Consider the following 16778-nt stretch of genomic DNA (forward strand, 5'->3'; position numbering starts at 1 on the left):
TGGTCGGGAGATGACTTCATCGGCAAGCCTGTCCCGCAACCCGCGCGTGCGGGTCACCAACGTGGAGCTGCTGTCGTCGGCCTGGTACGTGCTGCGCCGCACGACGTTCGAGTACCGGCACGGCGACGGCCGCTGGACGACCGAGCAGCGCGAAACCTACGACCGCGGCAACGGCGCCACGGTGCTGCTCTACGACCTCGAGGGCGGCACGGTCCTGCTGACCCGCCAGTTCCGCTACCCGGTCTACGTCAACGACCACCCGGACGGCATGTTCGTGGAGACGGCGGCCGGCCTGCTGGACGCCGACGACCCGGAAACCGCGATCCGCCGCGAAGCCGAGGAGGAAACCGGCGTCCGCATCGGTGAGCTGCAGCACGTGTTCGACGTCTACACGAGCCCGGGCTCGGTCACCGAGCGCCTGCACTGCTACGCGGCGCCCTACGACCCCGCCGTCCGCGGCCAAGGCGGCGGGATCACGGAGGAGGGGGAGGACATCGAGGTCCTCGAGCTCCCGTTCACCAAGGCCCTCGACATGATCGGGACGGGCGAGATCGCGGACGCGAAGACGATCATGCTGCTGCAGTGGGCCGCCCTCTCCGGCCCCTTCCGCACGGCATAGCACGTACCGGCAGGGCCGGCCCGCGTACCTGGACGGTCGGCCCGCGTACCCACGGGGTCGGTTGCCTGGCCGACCTTCTGGGTACGCGGGCCGGCTCCCTGGGTACGCGGGCCGACGCTTCGGGTAAGTGAAAGGCCCCCGCGGGGGGAGGTCGCGGGGGCCTTTCCGTTGTGGTGGGAGCTTGGCTACGAGGCCGAGGGCGACAGGGTCACGCCGACCGGGAGGTCCGGCGGCCCTTCAGCTCGGCGAGACGTTCGTTCAGCAGGTCCTCGAGTTCCGGGATCGTGCGCCGCTCGAGGAGCATGTCCCAGTGGGTGCGCGGCGGCTTGACCTTCTTCTGCTCGGGCTGCCCGCCATCGACGATCTCCGATTCGCTGCCGTGCAGGCGGCACTCCCAGACCGTCGGGATCTCGGCGTCGTCGGAGAACGGCACCTCGAACTCGTGGTTCTTCGGGCAGGCGTAGCGCACGGTGCGGCGTGGGGCGAGGTCGTGGTTGCGGTCGGTCTCGTAGCTGACCGCTCCCAGCCGGCTTCCACGAAGAACACGGTCGGCCATGATGGGTCCTTTCAGTCAGCTCCGGGGTGGAGCCAGGGTGTTGCTCACCCTATGCAACGACCGACGGCCCCGGAGGATTCCCGGGCTGCCATGTCGTTGCTCACGATGAGCTGCGTCACCCGCCGGCATCAGCTTCCTCTAGTAGGAGGCGTTTCGCGCTCCGGCGTGACGTCAATACGGCCTTCTTAGTGCTGATATCCCCCGGATGGGCTACTCGCGTCTCACTCAGGTCAACCGTAACTGACCGTGATGAGCAGTAACCGGCCCCAGGTCACCCGCCCGAAAGTGGCGGCGACACAATACCTGATAACGCACAGTAGCGAATTCGGCCTCAAATCGTGCTGAAGCTGAAGTTTCAACTACGGATTGTTCGGTATCTGCCACCACCACGGTATCGCCTTCGCGCACGACCTCGCCCTCGACCACCCGTGCGTTGAAGCGCCCGGCCAGCCCGCACCAGCACAACACCTCCACCTGGACCGGCTGCAGCTCGTCCGCCAGTTCGAACAAACGAGCGGCTCCCGGGAACAACCGGCTCCGGAAGTCCGTCGCGATCCCGAAGCAGTACACGTCGATCTCGACCTCGTCGGCCAGCTCCGCCAGCTGGTCGACCTGACCGGGGGAGAGGAACTGCGCCTCGTCCACCACCACGTAGTCCACGTGCTGCCCCCGCGCCCACTCCTGCCGCACCAGGTCGCGCACGTCGGTGTCCTCACCGACCTCCACCGCCTGCCGCGTCAGCCCGATCCGGCTGGAGATCTGCGGCGCACCCGAGCGGTCGTGGCGCACCAGCACCAGCCCCCGGCGGCCCTGCCGCGCGTGGTTGTGGTCGATCTGCAGCGCCAGGGTCGACTTCCCGCAGTCCATCGGCCCGTAGCAGAACTTCAGCCTGCCCACCGGCGGCGTCCCGCGGCGCGAACCGGCCGCGGGAACCGACGACAGGGCATCGGTGGGATCAGGGCCGGCGGCGTCGTTGAGCAAGGTCACGACGCCCGACCCTATCGGTGCTCACAGAACCTCCGGCGGACGGTTGCCCGCCGCCACGATCGCCCGTCGCACCGGCACCAGCCACACCAGCACCAACCCGGCCGCGAAGAAGATCACCAGCGCGATGATCGCCAGCCGGAACGACCCCGTCGCCTGCCCGACCCCGGCGAACACCAGCGGCCCCAGCCACGACGTCCCACGCTCACCCACGACGTAGAGCGAGTAGTACTGCGCGTCCTTGCCCGCCGGGATCATCTGGCTGAACAACGACCGCGACAGCGCGTTCGTCCCACCCAGCACCAGCCCGATCCCGACCGCCACCGCGAGGAACTGCAGCATCTGCCTCGGCTGCACGAAGTACGCCCCGCCCAGCACCGCGATCCACACCACCAGGCTGCCCAGGATCGTCCGCTTCGCCCCGATCCGCCGCGCCACCAGCCCGTGCAGCGTGCCACCCAGGTACGCCACGAACTGGATCACCAGGATCGTGACGATCAGCACCTCGTTGCCGAACCCCAGCTCGTCCTTGCCGTACTGCGCCGACACCGTCACCACCGTGTTGATCCCATCGGTGAAGACCAGGTAGCTGCCCAGGAACGCCAGCGTCAACGGATACGCCTTCGCCGCCACCAGCGTCTGCCGCAGCTCCGAGAACCCCGCCCGCAGCACCGAACGCCCCGGCGCGACATCGACCGGCACGTGCCGGCGGGGGAGCCGCCGCACCGCCGGGAAGGTGAACGCCGCCCACCACAACCCCGACGTCAGGAAACAGATCTGCACCGCCAGGTCCTGGTCCACCCCGAACAGGTCGTGCTTCAGGTAGAACCCCAGCTGCAACGCCAGCGCCAGCCCACCACCCAGGTACCCGAACGCCCAGCCCCGCGCCGAAATGCCATCCCGCTCGTCCGGCCCGCCGATGTCGGCCAGGAACGAGTAGTAGACGACCAGCGAACCGCCGTAGCCGATGTTGGCCACGATGAACAACGCCGCACCCAGCTGCCAGTCCGAACCCGTCAGGAAGAACATCGCCGCCGCGGCCGCCGCACCCAGAAACGCGAACGCACCCAGGATCCGCCGCTTGTTGTGGCTGCGATCGGCCACCGCACCGGCGATCGGCAGCACCAGCACCTGCACCACCGTCGCCACCGACAGCAGGTAACCCCACACCGAACCGGCCGGGAAGTGCAGCCCCAGCAACGTCACGTCGCAGTTGTGCAGCGTGTCCGTCTCACCCGCCGCGTTCAGGCACGCACGGTCCCCGTTAAGGGTGAAGTTCGCCTTCGCGTCCGCCGCCGCGATCGGGCTCATCGACAGCGCGCCGAACACCGTCGTCGTCGACGAATAGAACGGCGAATTCGCCCAGTCGTAGAAATACCAGCCCCAGCGCTCGCGCTTGGTCGAGCGCGTCCCGGCCAGCGTCATCCACGGCTCCTTCACCTCGGGAACATCCAGGTCAGCGCGGAGACTACGGGGACGCGGCCGGCCCCGATCACCACACCACCCAAACCGTGTCCGGTTTGTTCGCTTCGTGATCACCCACCACCCCGCCGGACCCCGCGCCCGCCCGCCACGGCGTCTCGCCGGCAAAAGTGAACAGTGTTCCCGGTGAGACTGAGGAGCCCATCGTGTCTGTTGTGGTCACTGGGACACACTCCTACTGTGCACCCATGATCCAGAACCGCCGACGCACCGTGGCGAGACTCGTACTCCCCGCCCTCGCCGCCATGGGTCTGCAGCTGACCACCCCCGCCACCGCCTCCGCGGACCCCGCGTCGAGCGCCTGGGCCAAACTCCGCATGTGCGAATCGAGCGGCCGCTACGCCACCAACACCGGCAACGGCTACTACGGCGCCTACCAGTTCGACCTGCCCACCTGGCGCAGCGTCGGCGGCCAAGGCCGCCCCGACCAGGCCACCCCCGCCGAACAGGACTACCGCGCCCTCTACCTCTACCGCATGCGCGGCTGGCAACCCTGGCAGTGCGCCGGCATGCTCAAACTCGCCGCCGACGCCGACGCCCGCAGCAAACGCGTCCCCAGCTACGCCGAATCCGCCTACATGGGCGGCGGCGGTGGCCTCCCCGCACCACCCCCGGGCCCCGGCGGCCCCAAACCCGCCTGGCCCGGCGTCGTCTACCGCTACGGCGACTGCGCCGACCCCCTCAAGACCTTCCAGCTCCGCATGAACGCCTTCGGCTACGGCTTCACCGGCACCGGCTGCTACCTCGAAAAGACCCGCACCGCCGTCCTCGACCTCCAACGCGCCAACGGCATCAAGGACAGCGGCCTCCTCGGCCCCAAAACCTGGGACGCCGCCTGGACCGGCAAACCACCCCGCTGACGCTCACGGCTCCTGGGACCGCTGCCACGCACCCCGCTCGATCAGCACCTCACGCAGCAGATCCGGCCGGTCCGTCACGATCCCGTGCACCCCCAGATCCAGCAGCATCCGCATCTCCACCGGATCGTCGATCGTCCACGTGTGCACCTCGATCCCGGACCGCCCCGCCATCGCCAGGAACGCCTTGTCCACCACCCGCAGCGCCCCCTGCCGCACCGGCACCTGAGCCATCGCCCCCAGCACCAGCCGGCCCAGGGGGAGCAGCGGCAGCTTCCCCCGCGCCCACAGCGCCAACGCCGACCGCGGCCCCATCGCCGTCACCAGCCTCGGCCCCGCCAGCTTCCGCAACCGCACCAGCCGCGCATCCGAAAACGCCGCCCCCGCCACCCGGTCGAACGCCTTCGTCCGCTCCAGCACCTCCACGAACGGCCCCACCGCCCGATCGGCCTTCACATCCACGTTGAACCGCGCGTCCGGCAGCTCCTCCAGCACGTCCTCCAGCCGCGACAGCGGAGCCTTCCCCCCGACCTTCACGTTCTTCAACTGCGCCCACGTCTGCGCCGCGATCGGCCCCGACCCGTCCGTCGTCCGATCCAGCTCCGGATCGTGGTGCACCACGACCACCCCGTCCGCCGTCGCGTGCACATCCGTCTCCAGGTACCGGTAACCCTCTTCACACGCCCGCCGGAACGCCGGCAGCGAATTCTCGAGCCCGTCGAGCTCGTCGAGGTGCCACCCCCGGTGCGCGAACGCACGAGGGGTCGGATCGGCCAGGTACGGGAACGACGCGTGCATCCCCCAAGTGTGCCCTTCCGCCATGACCCCGGCATGAGCAAACGATGGCCAGCTAGGGTCTCCCGGGTGAGGGAAGCCGCCGAACTGACCCAGCCGACCACCATCGAACTCGCCCCGGCCCGCCGAGGCGCCCCCAAGCACTGCGGCTGGTGCGGACGACGCCTCCCCGAAGGCGGTAACGTCGGCCGCCGCCGCCGCTACTGCGGCCAATCCTGCCGCCAACGCGCCTACGAACGCCGCACCGCCCTGCAACGCAGCGGACTCCCCGAAGACGCCGTCGTCCTCTCCGACACCGAGATCGCCGCCCTCCAGGACCGCCTCTTCCAGCTCCGCTGCGCCGCCGAAGACATCGTCACCGCAGCCGACGACGGCGCCGACGCCCGCGAACTCCGCACACTGGCCCAGGAGATCGCCCGCGCGGCCAAAGACCTCGAACAACTCCGCTGACCGCCGCGGTACTCAGCCGAGGGTGTCCAGCGCCCGGTACGTCCGGTTGCTCGCCGCCGCCGCACGCTGCTCCCGGCCCGTCGCCTCGATGTAATTCTGGCTCGTCGCCAAACTCGCGTGCCCCAGCAACGCCATGATCTCCGACGCCGTCGCCCCGTCCTCCGCCAGCCGCGTCGCGAACGTGTGCCGCAACGCGTGCAGATTCGCCCCCACCGGCACCCGATCGTGCAGCCCCGCACCCCGGTAACACGACTTCACCAGGTACTCCAGCGCACCCCGCCCGATCGGATCACCCGCCCGATCCAGCAGCAACGGCGAACCAGGGGAGAACCGCACGTTCGGGAACCGCACCCGGCACGACTCCCGGTACCGCTCGATCAGCTCCGCCAGCACCGGCTGCACCGGAATCGACCGATCCCGGCTGCCCTTGCCCTTCACGTGCAACCGCAGCTCACCGGCCCGCCCCACCAGCGACCGCGACGTCAGCGCCCGCATCTCCGCCGCCCGCAACCCCGCCACCAGCCCCAGCGCGATCACCAGCACGTCCCGCTCCGGCCACGGATCCCGCGCACGCCGCGACCCCGCGGCCGCCGCCGACAGCAGCTGCTCCGGAGTCTCCTCACCCCGCAACGGCTTCGGCGTCAACGCCGGCGTCCGCGGCCGCGCCACGGCACCCATCGGGTTGCCGGACAACAGCCCGTCGGCCACGCAGAACGTGAGGAACTGGTTCCACGTCGACCACGCCCGCAGCACCGAGCTCTTCGCGTGGCCGTCCGCGAACACGCCGAACGCCGACCGCAGCGCCGGCCCGGTGAGGTCGGCGACCTCCAGGTCCTCGGCCGGGCGGCCGAGCTCCGAAACCAGGAGAGTGGTGATGCCGGCGAGATCCCGGCGGTAGGCATCGGTGGTGTGCGGGGAGTCCTTGCGGGGACGACGGGCGGCGAAGAAGGCTTGCTGGGCCTCGTAAACCTTCATGTGGATCTTGTACCGCACGCCACCGACAGTTTCCGCGTCCGGACCCCGTGTTTCATGCATAATGGCAATTATGCATGAAACACGGGTGTGCCCCAGGAGCCACTCTCCGGGGGACACGGAACTCTCCAAAGGCCGTCGCCGGCCCTTGAGTGCCCTTCGAGCGCGTTGCCGAGGCATGCGTACACATGTTCGACGCGGGCGCATGCAGAGAGCCGGCAGGCGGCCAGGGAGGCCTGCGGTACGAGAATCGGGCGTCGCCAACTGTGTCGTGCGGCGGCTTCGGTCCGTCAGACTCAGTCAGTTTCGTCACCGTGACGTTTTGAGGTCGGGTGGCCGGACCTCGAGTTCATGCCCCTCAGGGGATGCTCTCGGACCCCAGGGCTCACGTTGACCCACTGGCCGAACTGGGCGGCTGCCGAAACGCTCACAGGAGCTGTCCTGGCGAAGCGGAACCCTCTCGCGAAACCCGGCGGCCCAACCCCGGGTTCTCGACCCCTCCCGGCCTTCGCCCAGCGTGTCGTCAAGTGCCGATAATGTACATTATGTCAAGTAACGTCAGTGCCAGTCGCTGATCATGACGTCCCGCGGCGCCGGGGCGCCTTCCCCGGTCTCCACGAGCTGCTTGAGGCTCATCAGGTAGATCGCCCACTTCGTGCTGCAGTGGTGCATGAACTCGGCGGCCTCGCGCCAGCCTTCGTGCTTGAACAGGACGATCGTGTGGTCGTCGCGTTGCTCGATGTCCCAGCGGATCGTCGTGCCGATCCACTCCGGCGGGCCGTCGACGACCTCCCAGCGGACGAGCCGGCCGGGGTCGAGTTCGGTGACCTTCATGTCGAAGCCGCCGGGGATGAAGCGGAACGCGATCACGCCGCCGGTGCCGGTCTCCCCTTCGGTCTTTTCGGTCCACCAGCCGGCGAGGCCGTCGATGGTGGTGAGGGCGTGGTAGACCTGCTCCGGCGTGCCGTTCTTGACGCCGATGCGGTGCAGGATGTCCATGTTCTACGGGTTCCTTTCGATGGTCTTCTCGATGGTTTCGGCGATGTGCTTGATGCGGCGGAGCCGGGCGTCCCAGGCGTTGCCGACTTCGGTGAGCTGGGCGACGGCGCGGGCGAGCTGGGTTTCGTCGACCCGGAACTGTTTTTCGCGGCCGGCGTTGTGGGCGTGGACGAGGCCGGCGCGGTCGAGGACGGTGAGGTGCTTGGCGACGGCTTGGCGGGTCACCGGGAGGTGTTCGCTGAGGCTGGTCGCGGTGGCGCTCCCCTGGTTGAGCAGCAGTTCGAGCAGGCGGCGGCGGGTGGGGTCGCCGATGGCCGACCAGAGGTCGTCGTCGACGGCGGTGGTCACGGGGTGGCTCCGACTTTGGCGGCGTAGGCGGGCAGGCGGGGCAGGAAGTGGTCCCAGCCGGAGACGTGGTCGGTGTATTCGGCGGCGATCTTGGCTTCGTCCCAGCCGCGTTCGCGGAAGCCGGTTTCGGTCATCCGGAGGCGGGTGCCGGTGCCGTCGGGTTCGAGTTCGAAGACGACGAGGAACGAGTTGCCCGGGGCGGCGGTCTCCCCTTCGGCGTGGGTCCAGCGGAAGGAGAAGTGTTTCGGCGGGATGGCGTCGACGACGGTGAACTGGACCCAGGAGCCGCCGAAGCCGATGCGGCCCGCTCCCCCGGGTTCGACGGGGTATTCGGCTTCGTCGGGCCACCATTCACGGAGGTGCTGGGGGCTGCTGACGACGTCGAAGACGACTTCGGGGGTGGCGTGGATGTGGATTTCCCGTTCGAGGGTGCCGTGTTCCATGGGGACTCCTATTGCAACGTTTGGTTGCGTGTCACGTTAGCTCGCCGGGCACGGATGTGCAACCGTTGGTTGCGCGAAGGTCTTTCTGGACCCAGGCGACGTCACGCCAGGCGCCGTGTTTCCAGCCGACCCGGCGGTAGACGCCCGCGGGCTCGAACCCGAGAGCGCGGTGCAGGCCGGCGCTGGCGTCGTTCGGCAGGGTCATGCCGGCGAAGGCGCGGCAGAAGCCGCGTTCGCGCAGCCGTTCGAACAGGGCTTCGTAGAGGGCGCGTCCGGCGCCGGTGCGGCGGCGGCCTTGTTCGAGGTAGATGCTCGTCTCGCAGGACCAGCGGTAGGCGGCGCGTTCGGCGAAGCGGGTGGCGTAGGCGTAGCCGGCGACGCGTCCGTGGTCTTCGAGGACGAGCCAGGCGTGGGCGGCGTCGATGCGGCGGGCCATTTCGGTGGCGTCCGGTGGCTCGGTTTCGAAGGAGACGGCGGTGTCGGTGACGTAGGGCGCGTAGAGGGTGGCGCAGGCGGCGGCGTCGTGGGTGGTGGCGTCTCGAATCATCATGGCTCATATGGTAGCCGGATTGAGTCGTATAGTATCCAACGTTATGACCGATCCCCTGACTGCCCGCCTGGCCGCGACGGTGCACGCCGCCCGGACGTCGCAAGGCCTCTCGGCCGCGGCGCTCGCCGATCGGTCGGGGGTGTCGCGGGCGATGATCGGCAAGATCGAGCGGGGTGACGTGCAGCCGACGGCGGCGTTGCTGGCGAAGCTGTCGGCGGCACTGGGCCTGACGTTGTCGGAGCTGATCGCGCGGGCCGAGGGTGACGAGCGACGGCTGGTGCGGGCGGCGGAGCAGCCGGTGTGGGTGGACCCGGGGACGGGGTACCGGCGGCGGTCGGTCTCCCCCGCGGCCGGCCGTCCGCTGGAGCTGGTGGAGGTGGAGCTCCCGCCGGGGGTGGAGGTGCCGTTGGCGTCGGGGACGTATGCGTTCCTGCACCAGCAGATCTGGGTGCTGGCGGGGCGGCTGCGGTTCCACGAGGGTGCGCAGGTGCACGAGCTGGCCGCCGGGGACTGCCTGCAGCTGGGGCCGGCCGCGGACTGCGTGTTCGCGAACCCGGGCTCGGTGCCGTGCCGGTATCTGGTGGCGCTGGTGAAGCGGGGTGGGTGATCAGGTGAGCCGCAGGGCGGCGACGGAGGAGTCGAGCCAGGCGGCGAGGAACGCGGCGGTGGCTTCCGGGTCGGTCACCGCCGCTCTCCCCTGGTCCCGCAGGGTGGTGATCCACTCGGTGCCGCGGTGGTAGACGGTGGCCACGACGCCCTGCCACATCCGCTCGAACAGCTCGGGGAAGCCGGTGAACTCGCGGATCATCAGGCGGATGAGGTCGCGGTCGGCGGTCATGAAGGCCCAGACGACGTCGGCGAGGGCGCGCAGGGCTTCGCGGGGGTCGTCGGGGAGGCGGGCGGTCAGGCGCGCGAGGTTGTCGTGCACGGCGGCCTCGAGGACGGCGGCTTCCGAGGGTGAGGTCACCGAGTTCCGGTTCCGCTCGGCGCTGCCCGGGCTGGGGCCGGGGCCGAAGATCGTTTCCCGGATGACGCTGACTCCGGGCCGCCGGGTCGACGTGCAGGTTGCGAGCCGACGTCGAAGCCGAGGTGCGGGGCGCGAAGCGGCTGCTCGAGCCTTGACTGAAGCAATGAATCGGTGCTTCACTTCTTGACGTGCCCTACCGCCGCACCCCGAAGGTGCAGGAACGCCTCGATGCCCAGCGCGACCTGATCGTCGCCGCGGCGACGCGGCAGCTGGCCGAACACGGCTACCGCGGCTGCTCGGTCGCCGCGGTCGCCGACCGGGCCGGGGTCGCGGTCGGCAGCGTGTACCAGCACTTCCCCACCAAGGCCGAGCTGGTCGTGCACGTCTTCCGGCAGGTGGTGACGCGGGAGGTCGAAGCGGTCCGGGCGGCGTCGGCCGCGGCGGGCGAGCCGGCCGAGCGGGTCCTGGCCGCGGTCGACACCTTCGCCCAGCGGGCCCTCAAAGCGCCGAAGCAGGCGTATGCCCTGCTCATCGAGCCGGTCGACGCGCTCATCGACGCCGAGCGGCTGGAGTTCCGGCGGGCCTACACCGAGGTCATCGCCGAACACGTCGCCGCCGGGGTCCGGGACGGCGTGCTGCCGCCCCAGGACGGCCGGCTCACCGCCGCGGCGCTGGTCGGTGCCGCTGCGGAAGTCCTGATCGGGCCGTTGACCAGCGGAAACGCCGGTGACGTCGCCGAGCTCCGCACGTTCATCCTTCGCGCTCTAGGAGGTTCCGATGCCCGCCACGCATGAGGTCACCAACCAGGTTCCGCCGCTCGCGGGCCACGACGTCGCCGACGACCCGGCGCTGCTGGCCGGGCTCGAGCGGGCCGGCGCGGGCTGGGCGGCGGCGCAGCTGCACGAGCTGGGCCGGCTGGCCGGGACCGAGCAGGCCCAGGAGTGGGGCCGGCTGGTCAACGAGAACGAGCCGGTGCTGCGTACCCACGACCGGTACGGGAACCGGATCGACGAGGTCGAGTTCCACCCGCACTGGCACGACCTGATGCGGGCCGCGACGGCGCACGGCCTGCACGGCACGCCGTGGCGGGACCCGCGCGAGGGCGCGCACGCGGCCCGGGCGGCGAAGTTCTACGTCTGGGGGCAGGTCGAAGCCGGGCACAGCTGCCCGATTTCCATGACGTACGCGGCGGTTCCGGCGCTGCGGGCGAACCCGGAGCTGGCGGCGCGGTACGAGCCGCTGCTCGCGGCGACCGAGTACGACTTCGGGCTGCGGGAACCGACCGCCAAGCGCGGCCTGCTCGCGGGCATGTCGATGACCGAGAAGCAGGGCGGCTCGGACGTCCGGGCGAACACCACGTCCGCGACCCCGGCCGCGGACGGCAGCTACACCCTGGTCGGGCACAAGTGGTTCACCTCGGCGCCGATGTGCGACCTGTTCCTGACGCTGGCGCAGGCGCCGGGCGGGCTGTCGTGCTTCCTGCTCCCCCGTGTCCTGCCGGACGGCTCGCGCAACCGGATCCTCCTGCAGCGGCTGAAGGACAAGCTCGGCAACCGGTCGAACGCGTCGTCGGAGATCGAGTACGACAACGCCGTGGGCTGGCTGGTCGGCGAGGAGGGCCGCGGGGTCCGCACGATCATCGAGATGGTCAACAACACCCGGCTGGACTGCACGCTGGGCAGCGCGTCGGGCATGCGGCTGGGTGCGGTCCGCGCGGTGCACCACGCCACGCACCGGCGCGCGTTCGGCAGGGCGCTGGTGGACCAGCCCCTGATGGCGAACGTCCTGGCCGACCTGGTCGTGGAATCCGAAGCGGCGACGACGGTGGCGATGCGGCTGGCGGCGGCGGGCGACCGGCGGGACGACGCGCAGGAGCAGGCGTTCCGGCGGCTGGGGCTCGCGGTGTCGAAGTACTGGGTGTGCAAGCGGGCGCCGGTGCACGCGGCCGAGGCCCTGGAGTGCTTCGGTGGCAACGGGTACGTCGAGGAGTCGGGGATGCCGCGGCTGTACCGGGAGGCGCCGCTGTCGTCGATCTGGGAGGGCTCGGGCAACGTCGCGGCGCTGGACGCGTTGCGGGCGATGGGCAAGCAGCCGGAGTCGGTCGCGGCGTTCTTCGCCGAGGTCGAGCAGGCTGCCGGCGGTGACGCCCGGCTGGACGACGCCGTGGACCGCGTCCGCAAGGAGCTCACCGACCTCGACGGCATCGAGTACCGCGCGCGGCGGCTGGTCGAGGCCATGGCGCTGGTGCTGCAGGGGTCGCTGCTGGTCCGCCACGGTCACCCGGCGGTCGCCGACGCGTTCTGCGCATCCCGCTTCGGCGGCGACTGGGGCATCGCGTTCGGCACGCTCCCGGCCGGGGTCGACACGGGAGCGATCATCGAGCGCGCCGCGGTGCGCTGATGCGGTGGCGTCCGGAAACCGTCTGCGCCGGACGCCGGCATCAGCGGTGCAGTTGTGTGTTGAGCCGGGCCGCCTGCCGTGTGAGGTGCTCCCGTTCGGGAAGGCTGGCCGCGGATCGGGCCGCTTCGGCGTAGAGCCGCGCCGCGGTCACCGGGTCACCGTCGCGCTCGTGCAGGTAGGCGGCGACGGCGGTGTGGCGCGGCAGGGTGGGATCGAGCTCCGCCAGTGCGCTCAGGCCGGCCCGTGGACCGTCGGCCTCGCCGACCGCGACGGCCCGGTTGAGGCGGGCCACCGGGCTGCCGGTGAGCCGCACCAGTTCGTCGTACCACTCGACGATCTGCACCCAGTCGGTCTCCTCGGCGGTCCGGGCGTCGGCGTGCAACGCGGCGATGGCGGCCTGGGCCTGGTACTCGCCGAGGCGGTCGCGGGCCAGCGCGGCTTGGAGCACGTCGACACCCTCGGCGATCAGGCGGGTGTCCCACCGGCCGCGGTCCTGCTCGGCGAGCGGCACGAGCCTGCCGTCGGGCTCGTGCCGCGCCGGCCGCCGGGCGTGGTGGAGCAACATGAGCGCCAGCAGGCCCGCGACCTCTTCGTGGTGGGTCTGGGCCGCCAGCCGGCGGGTGAGCCGGATCGCTTCGGCGGCCAAATCGATATTGCCGCCATAGCCCTCGTTGAAGACGAGGTAGAGCACGCGCAGCACGGTGGCGACGTCACCGTGCCGGGTGAACCGGACGCCCGAGACGGTGCGCTTGGCCCGGCTGATGCGCTGGGCCATGGTCGCTTCCGGCACGAGGTAGGCCTGCGCGATCTGCCGCGTGGTCAGCCCGCCGACCGCGCGGAGCGTGAGGGCGACGGCCGCGGCCGGGGTCAGGGACGGGTGCGCGCACAGGAAGTACAGCTGGAGCGTGTCGTCCCCCGCCGCGGCCGGGCCGGGCTCGGGCTCGCTCTCGACGCGGACCTCGCGGTCCCGCCGGGCGGTCTCGGCCCGGGTGACGTCGAGGAACTTGCGCCACGCCACGGTGACCAGCCAGCCCTTGGCATCCCGGGGTGGATCGTCCGGCCACACCCGCACGGCTTCGACCAGGGCGTCCTGAACGGCGTCCTCGGCCGTCGCGAAGTCCGCTCCGCGCCGGACGAGGACGCTGGTCACGGCGGGGGTGAGGATCCGCAGCTGCGCTTCGTCCACCGTGCGTCACTCCGTGATGGTCGGGGGCGCGGTCAGGAACGGGCGTACTTCGAGCCACTCGTGGATCGGCTTCCCGCCCGCGCCCGGCGCCGCGGACAGCTCGGCGGCCAGCTCGAGCGCCCGCTCGTAGGTCTCGACGTCGATGATCGTCCAGCCGGCGATCAGGTCCTTGGTCTCCGCGAACGGGCCGTCGGTGACCGGCGGCCGGCCCTCGCCGCCGTAGCGGACGAAGGTGCCTTCCTGGGAGAGCGCCCGGTGTTCGACGAATTCGCCGGTGCTCTCGAGCCGGGCGCCGAAGTCCTCCATGTACCGCACGTGGGCCGAAACCTCCTCCGGTGTCCACTGGTCCATCGGGACGTCGTTGACCGCGGCGGGCGCGCCGCGGTAGTGCTTGAGCAGCAGGTACTTGGGCATCTTGGTCTCCTTGGTCTGCAGGGTGGGTACGGTTCTCAGGCGGCCTGGCGTTCGGCCCGCTGCCGGACCAGCTCCTCGACCGCGCTCGGCAGGGTCGTCTCGAAGTCGATCAGCTTCGCCCACGTCGGGGTCACGACGATCCGGACCATGCCGTCGTAGAGCGACCGCACCTCCGCCTCCCACTCGACCCGCTGCTCGGCCGTCATCTCGTAGCTGCCGTTCATCAGGAGGTACTCCTCCGGGATGCCGTCGACGACGTCGAGCTCGGCCCGGCCGCGGACGAGCAGGATCTTGGGCGGGTGCACCTCGGTGTCGATGGTCAGGGCGACCGCCGGGTTCGCGCGCAGGGCGGCCAGCTTCGGGGCGTTCTTCGTCGTGCACATGACGATCTCCGAGCCGGTGAAGGTGAACGCGATCGGCACGCTGCGCGGGGTGCCGTCCCTGGCGACGTAGGCCAGGCGGGTGAGATCGCGGGCCAGGAGTTCCTGGCTGAGCGGGCGGTTCAGGACTTCGGTGATCTCGTTCGGCAGCACGGTCTCTCCTTCTCCGGTGCGGCCGTCCTGGCCGCTGATGTGCCTGGGACGGAGCCGTCGCGACGTTCTCGACACCCGAAGCGCACTGATTCTGGAAAAGTTCTGCCCGGAACCGGCGCTAGCGGCCGAGGGCGTCGAGGGCGCCGGCGACCGCGGCGGCCTTGAGGTCGGCGAGGGGGACGTCGGGGAACTGCATGCAGACGTCCTGCAGGCCGCCCAGTGCCAGGATGGCCCTGGCCTGCTGTTCGAGGGTCGGTGCCGGGCCGCAGATCAGCTCGGTGAGCCGGGTCCGCCAGCCCAGGACGCGGTCGATGAGCCCGAGGTCGGCCAGGGTCGGCAGTTCGGCCAGCAGCATGACGACGTCGGCGCGGTGCCGGTAGTTGAAGTCGAAGAAGCCTTCGATCAGTTCCCGGACCGGCGCGTCGCCGCGGGCTTCCTGGTCGAGGAGGAACTTCTCGCCGTCGTCGAGCATCGGCTGGACGATGCTGCGGACCAGGTCGTCGCGGGACGGGAAGTGGTAGTAGAGCGCGGGTTTGGTGATGCCGAGCCGGTCGGCGATGTCCTGCAGGCTGGTGCGCTGCACGCCGTGCCTGGTGAACAGGTCGCGGGCGACGTCAAGGATGCGCTGCTTGGTGTCGGAGGGCTTCGGCACGGACCCAGCATAACTGACTTAACGGTAGGTAAGCTGCCGTGGTACAACTTACCTACCGTTAAGTCAGGGAGGTACTCGTGCGGATCCTCGTCTCCGGCGCCGGCATCGCCGGCCCGGTGCTGGCGTACTGGCTCACCCGGCACGGCTTCGACGTCACCGTCGTCGAGCGCGCACCGGCGCTGCGCAAGACCGGCGGCCACGCCGTCGACCTGTTCCGGCCGGCCATGGACATCACCGAAAAGATGGGCGTGCTGCCCCGCGTCGAGGCTCTCGCCACCGGCACGACCCGGCTGACGCTCCACCGGGAGGGCGCACGACGGCCCGTGCGGATCGACCTGGCGAAGATCTACCACGCCACGTCCGACCGGCACGTCGAGGTCATGCGCGACGACCTCGGCGAGATCTACCACGACGCCGGCCGCGACGACGTCGAGTACCTCTTCGGCGACTCGATCACCGCCATCTCCCCCGACGGCGAAGTCACCTTCGAACAGGCCGCGCCGCGCCGCTTCGACGTCGTCGTCGGAGCCGACGGGCTGCACTCGAACGTGCGGCGCCTGGTGTTCGGCGAGGAGGCCGGGCTCACGAAGTTCATCGGGGCGTACCTGGCCGTCCTGTCCCTGCCGGACCCCCTCGGCCTCGACGGCGAGACCGTCATGCACCTCGGCCCCGGCCGCACCACGGCCATCTACCGCGCCCGGCACATGTCCGAGGCGCGGGCGGTGTTCCTGTTCCGCCGCGACGAGCAGCTCGACTACCACCACCGGGACGTCCCGCGTCAGCAGCAGCTGCTCCGGGCAGCGTTCTCCGGGATGCACCCGCAGGTCGACGGCTGGCTGGCGGAGCTGGACGGGCCGGGACCGTTCTACTTCGACTCGATCACCCAGCTGCGGCTGGACACGTGGTCACGCGGGCGCGTCACGCTCGTCGGCGACGCCGGCTACTGCCCCGGCCCGGCCGTCGGGGGCAGCACGAGCCTCGCGGTGCTCGGCGCGTACGTCCTGGCCGGCGAGCTGGCCGCGGCCGGCGGCGATCACGAGCGTGCTTTCGCCGCCTACGAGCGCGAGATGGGCGAGCTGGTGCGCCGCAGCCGGGCCTTCGCCGTCGGCGCGGCACGAAGCCTCATCCCGGCCACGCGTGCCGGGGTGTGGGCGCTGGCCCGCGGTGGCCGGCTGGTCTCGGCGCTGCCGGCCGGGATGACGCGGGCGATCGCGAAGCTCAACGCCGGCGGCGTGCGCCTGCACGACTCGATGCAGATCAAGGACTACGCGCTGCAGGCGACAGCCTGACGCTGGAGGGGACCCCGTGGCTGGAGCCCCCTCCAGCTTCGACAGCGGGTGTTTCGGTCACCGGCGTAAACCGGGCGGGCGCGCGGGAGGAACCCGCGCGCCCGCACCCCCAGTGGCCCGGCGGAACCCGCCGTCGGGGGACAGGAGACAACGAGTACCGCGCTGGATACCGGGCAAAGGGGCGGATTTCTACCCGGCGGTGCGAAATCGGTGCGACCGCCCGGCCGCACCGGCTGCCGGACATCCGGCAGGCTGCCGCAACGAGCGCGCCGGAGGCGCCAG

21 protein-coding genes are annotated in these 16778 nt (G+C 70.7%); 7 read left to right on the plus strand and 14 right to left on the minus strand.

Translation table 11 applies throughout. The features are described 5' to 3' along the window. Positions 1 to 10: 10 nt before the first annotated feature. Complete coding sequence (locus tag ACLJQE_RS34040) at positions 11 to 619, plus strand: NUDIX domain-containing protein (protein ID WP_410643641.1); 609 nt, start codon at positions 11 to 13, stop codon at positions 617 to 619. A 208-nt stretch (positions 620 to 827) separates the two neighbouring features. Here the strand turns inward: ACLJQE_RS34040 and ACLJQE_RS34045 are convergent, their stop codons facing one another. The 3 genes from ACLJQE_RS34045 to ACLJQE_RS34055 form a co-directional block, all read right to left on the minus strand. Next, positions 828 to 1175: an RNA polymerase-binding protein RbpA gene (locus ACLJQE_RS34045; protein ID WP_003081521.1), complete on the minus strand. Its 348-nt coding sequence runs from the start codon at positions 1173 to 1175 to the stop codon at positions 828 to 830. A gap of 225 nt (positions 1176 to 1400) precedes the next feature. After that, positions 1401 to 2162 carry a thymidine kinase gene (locus ACLJQE_RS34050; RefSeq protein ID WP_410643642.1) on the minus strand — a complete coding sequence of 254 codons (762 nt, stop codon included), beginning with the start codon at positions 2160 to 2162 and terminating at the stop codon, positions 1401 to 1403. A gap of 21 nt (positions 2163 to 2183) precedes the next feature. Then, on the minus strand, positions 2184 to 3584 hold the full coding sequence (locus tag ACLJQE_RS34055) for an MFS transporter (protein ID WP_410643643.1): 1401 nt from the start codon (positions 3582 to 3584) through the stop codon (positions 2184 to 2186). Between the two features lie 245 nt (positions 3585 to 3829). Here ACLJQE_RS34055 and ACLJQE_RS34060 point away from each other — a divergent pair, with 245 nt between their 5' ends. Beyond that, positions 3830 to 4501 (plus strand): transglycosylase family protein, encoded by a 672-nt coding sequence (locus tag ACLJQE_RS34060; RefSeq protein ID WP_410643644.1) that lies wholly within the window; start codon positions 3830 to 3832, stop codon positions 4499 to 4501. A 3-nt stretch (positions 4502 to 4504) separates the two neighbouring features. On the opposite strand, the gene ACLJQE_RS34065 is transcribed toward ACLJQE_RS34060, so the two are convergent. Then, positions 4505 to 5296: a glycerophosphodiester phosphodiesterase gene (locus tag ACLJQE_RS34065; RefSeq protein ID WP_410643645.1), complete on the minus strand. Its 792-nt coding sequence runs from the start codon at positions 5294 to 5296 to the stop codon at positions 4505 to 4507. Between the two features lie 66 nt (positions 5297 to 5362). On the opposite strand from ACLJQE_RS34065, the gene ACLJQE_RS34070 reads away from it, so the two are divergent. Continuing rightward, positions 5363 to 5743, plus strand: coding sequence for a hypothetical protein (locus ACLJQE_RS34070; protein WP_410643646.1), 381 nt, complete (start codon positions 5363 to 5365; stop codon positions 5741 to 5743). Between the two features lie 12 nt (positions 5744 to 5755). On the opposite strand, the gene ACLJQE_RS34075 is transcribed toward ACLJQE_RS34070, so the two are convergent. The 5 genes from ACLJQE_RS34075 to ACLJQE_RS34095 all read right to left on the minus strand — a co-directional run bounded on the left by ACLJQE_RS34075 (position 5756) and on the right by ACLJQE_RS34095 (position 9052). Further along, the gene (locus ACLJQE_RS34075; protein ID WP_410643647.1) at positions 5756 to 6736 is read right to left on the minus strand and encodes a tyrosine-type recombinase/integrase; all 981 of its coding nucleotides are present in this window, start codon (positions 6734 to 6736) and stop codon (positions 5756 to 5758) included. A gap of 537 nt (positions 6737 to 7273) precedes the next feature. Then, on the minus strand, positions 7274 to 7714 hold the full coding sequence (locus ACLJQE_RS34080) for an SRPBCC family protein (protein WP_410643648.1): 441 nt from the start codon (positions 7712 to 7714) through the stop codon (positions 7274 to 7276). Between the two features lie 3 nt (positions 7715 to 7717). Beyond that, positions 7718 to 8062: an ArsR/SmtB family transcription factor gene (locus ACLJQE_RS34085; RefSeq protein WP_410643649.1), complete on the minus strand. Its 345-nt coding sequence runs from the start codon at positions 8060 to 8062 to the stop codon at positions 7718 to 7720. After that, positions 8059 to 8505, minus strand: coding sequence for an SRPBCC domain-containing protein (locus tag ACLJQE_RS34090; protein WP_410643650.1), 447 nt, complete (start codon positions 8503 to 8505; stop codon positions 8059 to 8061). The genes ACLJQE_RS34085 and ACLJQE_RS34090 overlap by 4 nt, the downstream gene beginning before the upstream one ends. 31 nt (positions 8506 to 8536) lie before the next feature. Then, positions 8537 to 9052, minus strand: a complete 516-nt coding sequence (locus tag ACLJQE_RS34095; RefSeq protein WP_410643747.1) for a GNAT family N-acetyltransferase — start codon at positions 9050 to 9052, stop codon at positions 8537 to 8539. Positions 9053 to 9098: 46 nt separating this feature from the next. Here ACLJQE_RS34095 and ACLJQE_RS34100 point away from each other — a divergent pair, with 46 nt between their 5' ends. Further along, entirely contained in the window at positions 9099 to 9662 is a 564-nt protein-coding gene (locus ACLJQE_RS34100) for a helix-turn-helix domain-containing protein (RefSeq protein ID WP_410643651.1), read from the plus strand. On the opposite strand, the gene ACLJQE_RS34105 is transcribed toward ACLJQE_RS34100, so the two are convergent. Next, the gene (locus tag ACLJQE_RS34105; RefSeq protein ID WP_410643652.1) at positions 9663 to 10022 is read right to left on the minus strand and encodes a TetR/AcrR family transcriptional regulator C-terminal domain-containing protein; all 360 of its coding nucleotides are present in this window, start codon (positions 10020 to 10022) and stop codon (positions 9663 to 9665) included. A gap of 188 nt (positions 10023 to 10210) precedes the next feature. On the opposite strand from ACLJQE_RS34105, the gene ACLJQE_RS34110 reads away from it, so the two are divergent. Together ACLJQE_RS34110 and ACLJQE_RS34115 are read left to right on the plus strand one after the other, a co-directional pair. After that, positions 10211 to 10816: a TetR/AcrR family transcriptional regulator gene (locus ACLJQE_RS34110; RefSeq protein ID WP_410643653.1), complete on the plus strand. Its 606-nt coding sequence runs from the start codon at positions 10211 to 10213 to the stop codon at positions 10814 to 10816. Further along, positions 10800 to 12422, plus strand: a complete 1623-nt coding sequence (locus ACLJQE_RS34115; RefSeq protein ID WP_410643654.1) for an acyl-CoA dehydrogenase family protein — start codon at positions 10800 to 10802, stop codon at positions 12420 to 12422. The genes ACLJQE_RS34110 and ACLJQE_RS34115 overlap by 17 nt, the downstream gene beginning before the upstream one ends. A 40-nt stretch (positions 12423 to 12462) precedes the next feature. Here the strand turns inward: ACLJQE_RS34115 and ACLJQE_RS34120 are convergent, their stop codons facing one another. From ACLJQE_RS34120 to ACLJQE_RS34135, 4 genes are all read right to left on the minus strand, one after another. After that, positions 12463 to 13608 (minus strand): RNA polymerase sigma factor, encoded by a 1146-nt coding sequence (locus tag ACLJQE_RS34120; RefSeq protein WP_410643655.1) that lies wholly within the window; start codon positions 13606 to 13608, stop codon positions 12463 to 12465. A gap of 6 nt (positions 13609 to 13614) precedes the next feature. Further along, a complete protein-coding gene (locus ACLJQE_RS34125; protein WP_410643656.1) occupies positions 13615 to 14022 on the minus strand; it encodes a YciI family protein in 408 nt (135 codons plus the stop codon). A gap of 35 nt (positions 14023 to 14057) precedes the next feature. After that, positions 14058 to 14555 (minus strand): pyridoxamine 5'-phosphate oxidase family protein, encoded by a 498-nt coding sequence (locus ACLJQE_RS34130; RefSeq protein ID WP_410643657.1) that lies wholly within the window; start codon positions 14553 to 14555, stop codon positions 14058 to 14060. A gap of 118 nt (positions 14556 to 14673) precedes the next feature. Then, positions 14674 to 15207 (minus strand): TetR/AcrR family transcriptional regulator, encoded by a 534-nt coding sequence (locus tag ACLJQE_RS34135; RefSeq protein ID WP_410643658.1) that lies wholly within the window; start codon positions 15205 to 15207, stop codon positions 14674 to 14676. Between the two features lie 77 nt (positions 15208 to 15284). On the opposite strand from ACLJQE_RS34135, the gene ACLJQE_RS34140 reads away from it, so the two are divergent. Next, positions 15285 to 16496, plus strand: a complete 1212-nt coding sequence (locus ACLJQE_RS34140) for an FAD-dependent oxidoreductase (RefSeq protein ID WP_410643659.1) — start codon at positions 15285 to 15287, stop codon at positions 16494 to 16496. Positions 16497 to 16778: the final 282 nt, after the last annotated feature.

This window comes from Amycolatopsis sp. lyj-346 (assembly GCF_046548975.1).
GTDB lineage: Bacteria > Actinomycetota > Actinomycetes > Mycobacteriales > Pseudonocardiaceae > Amycolatopsis.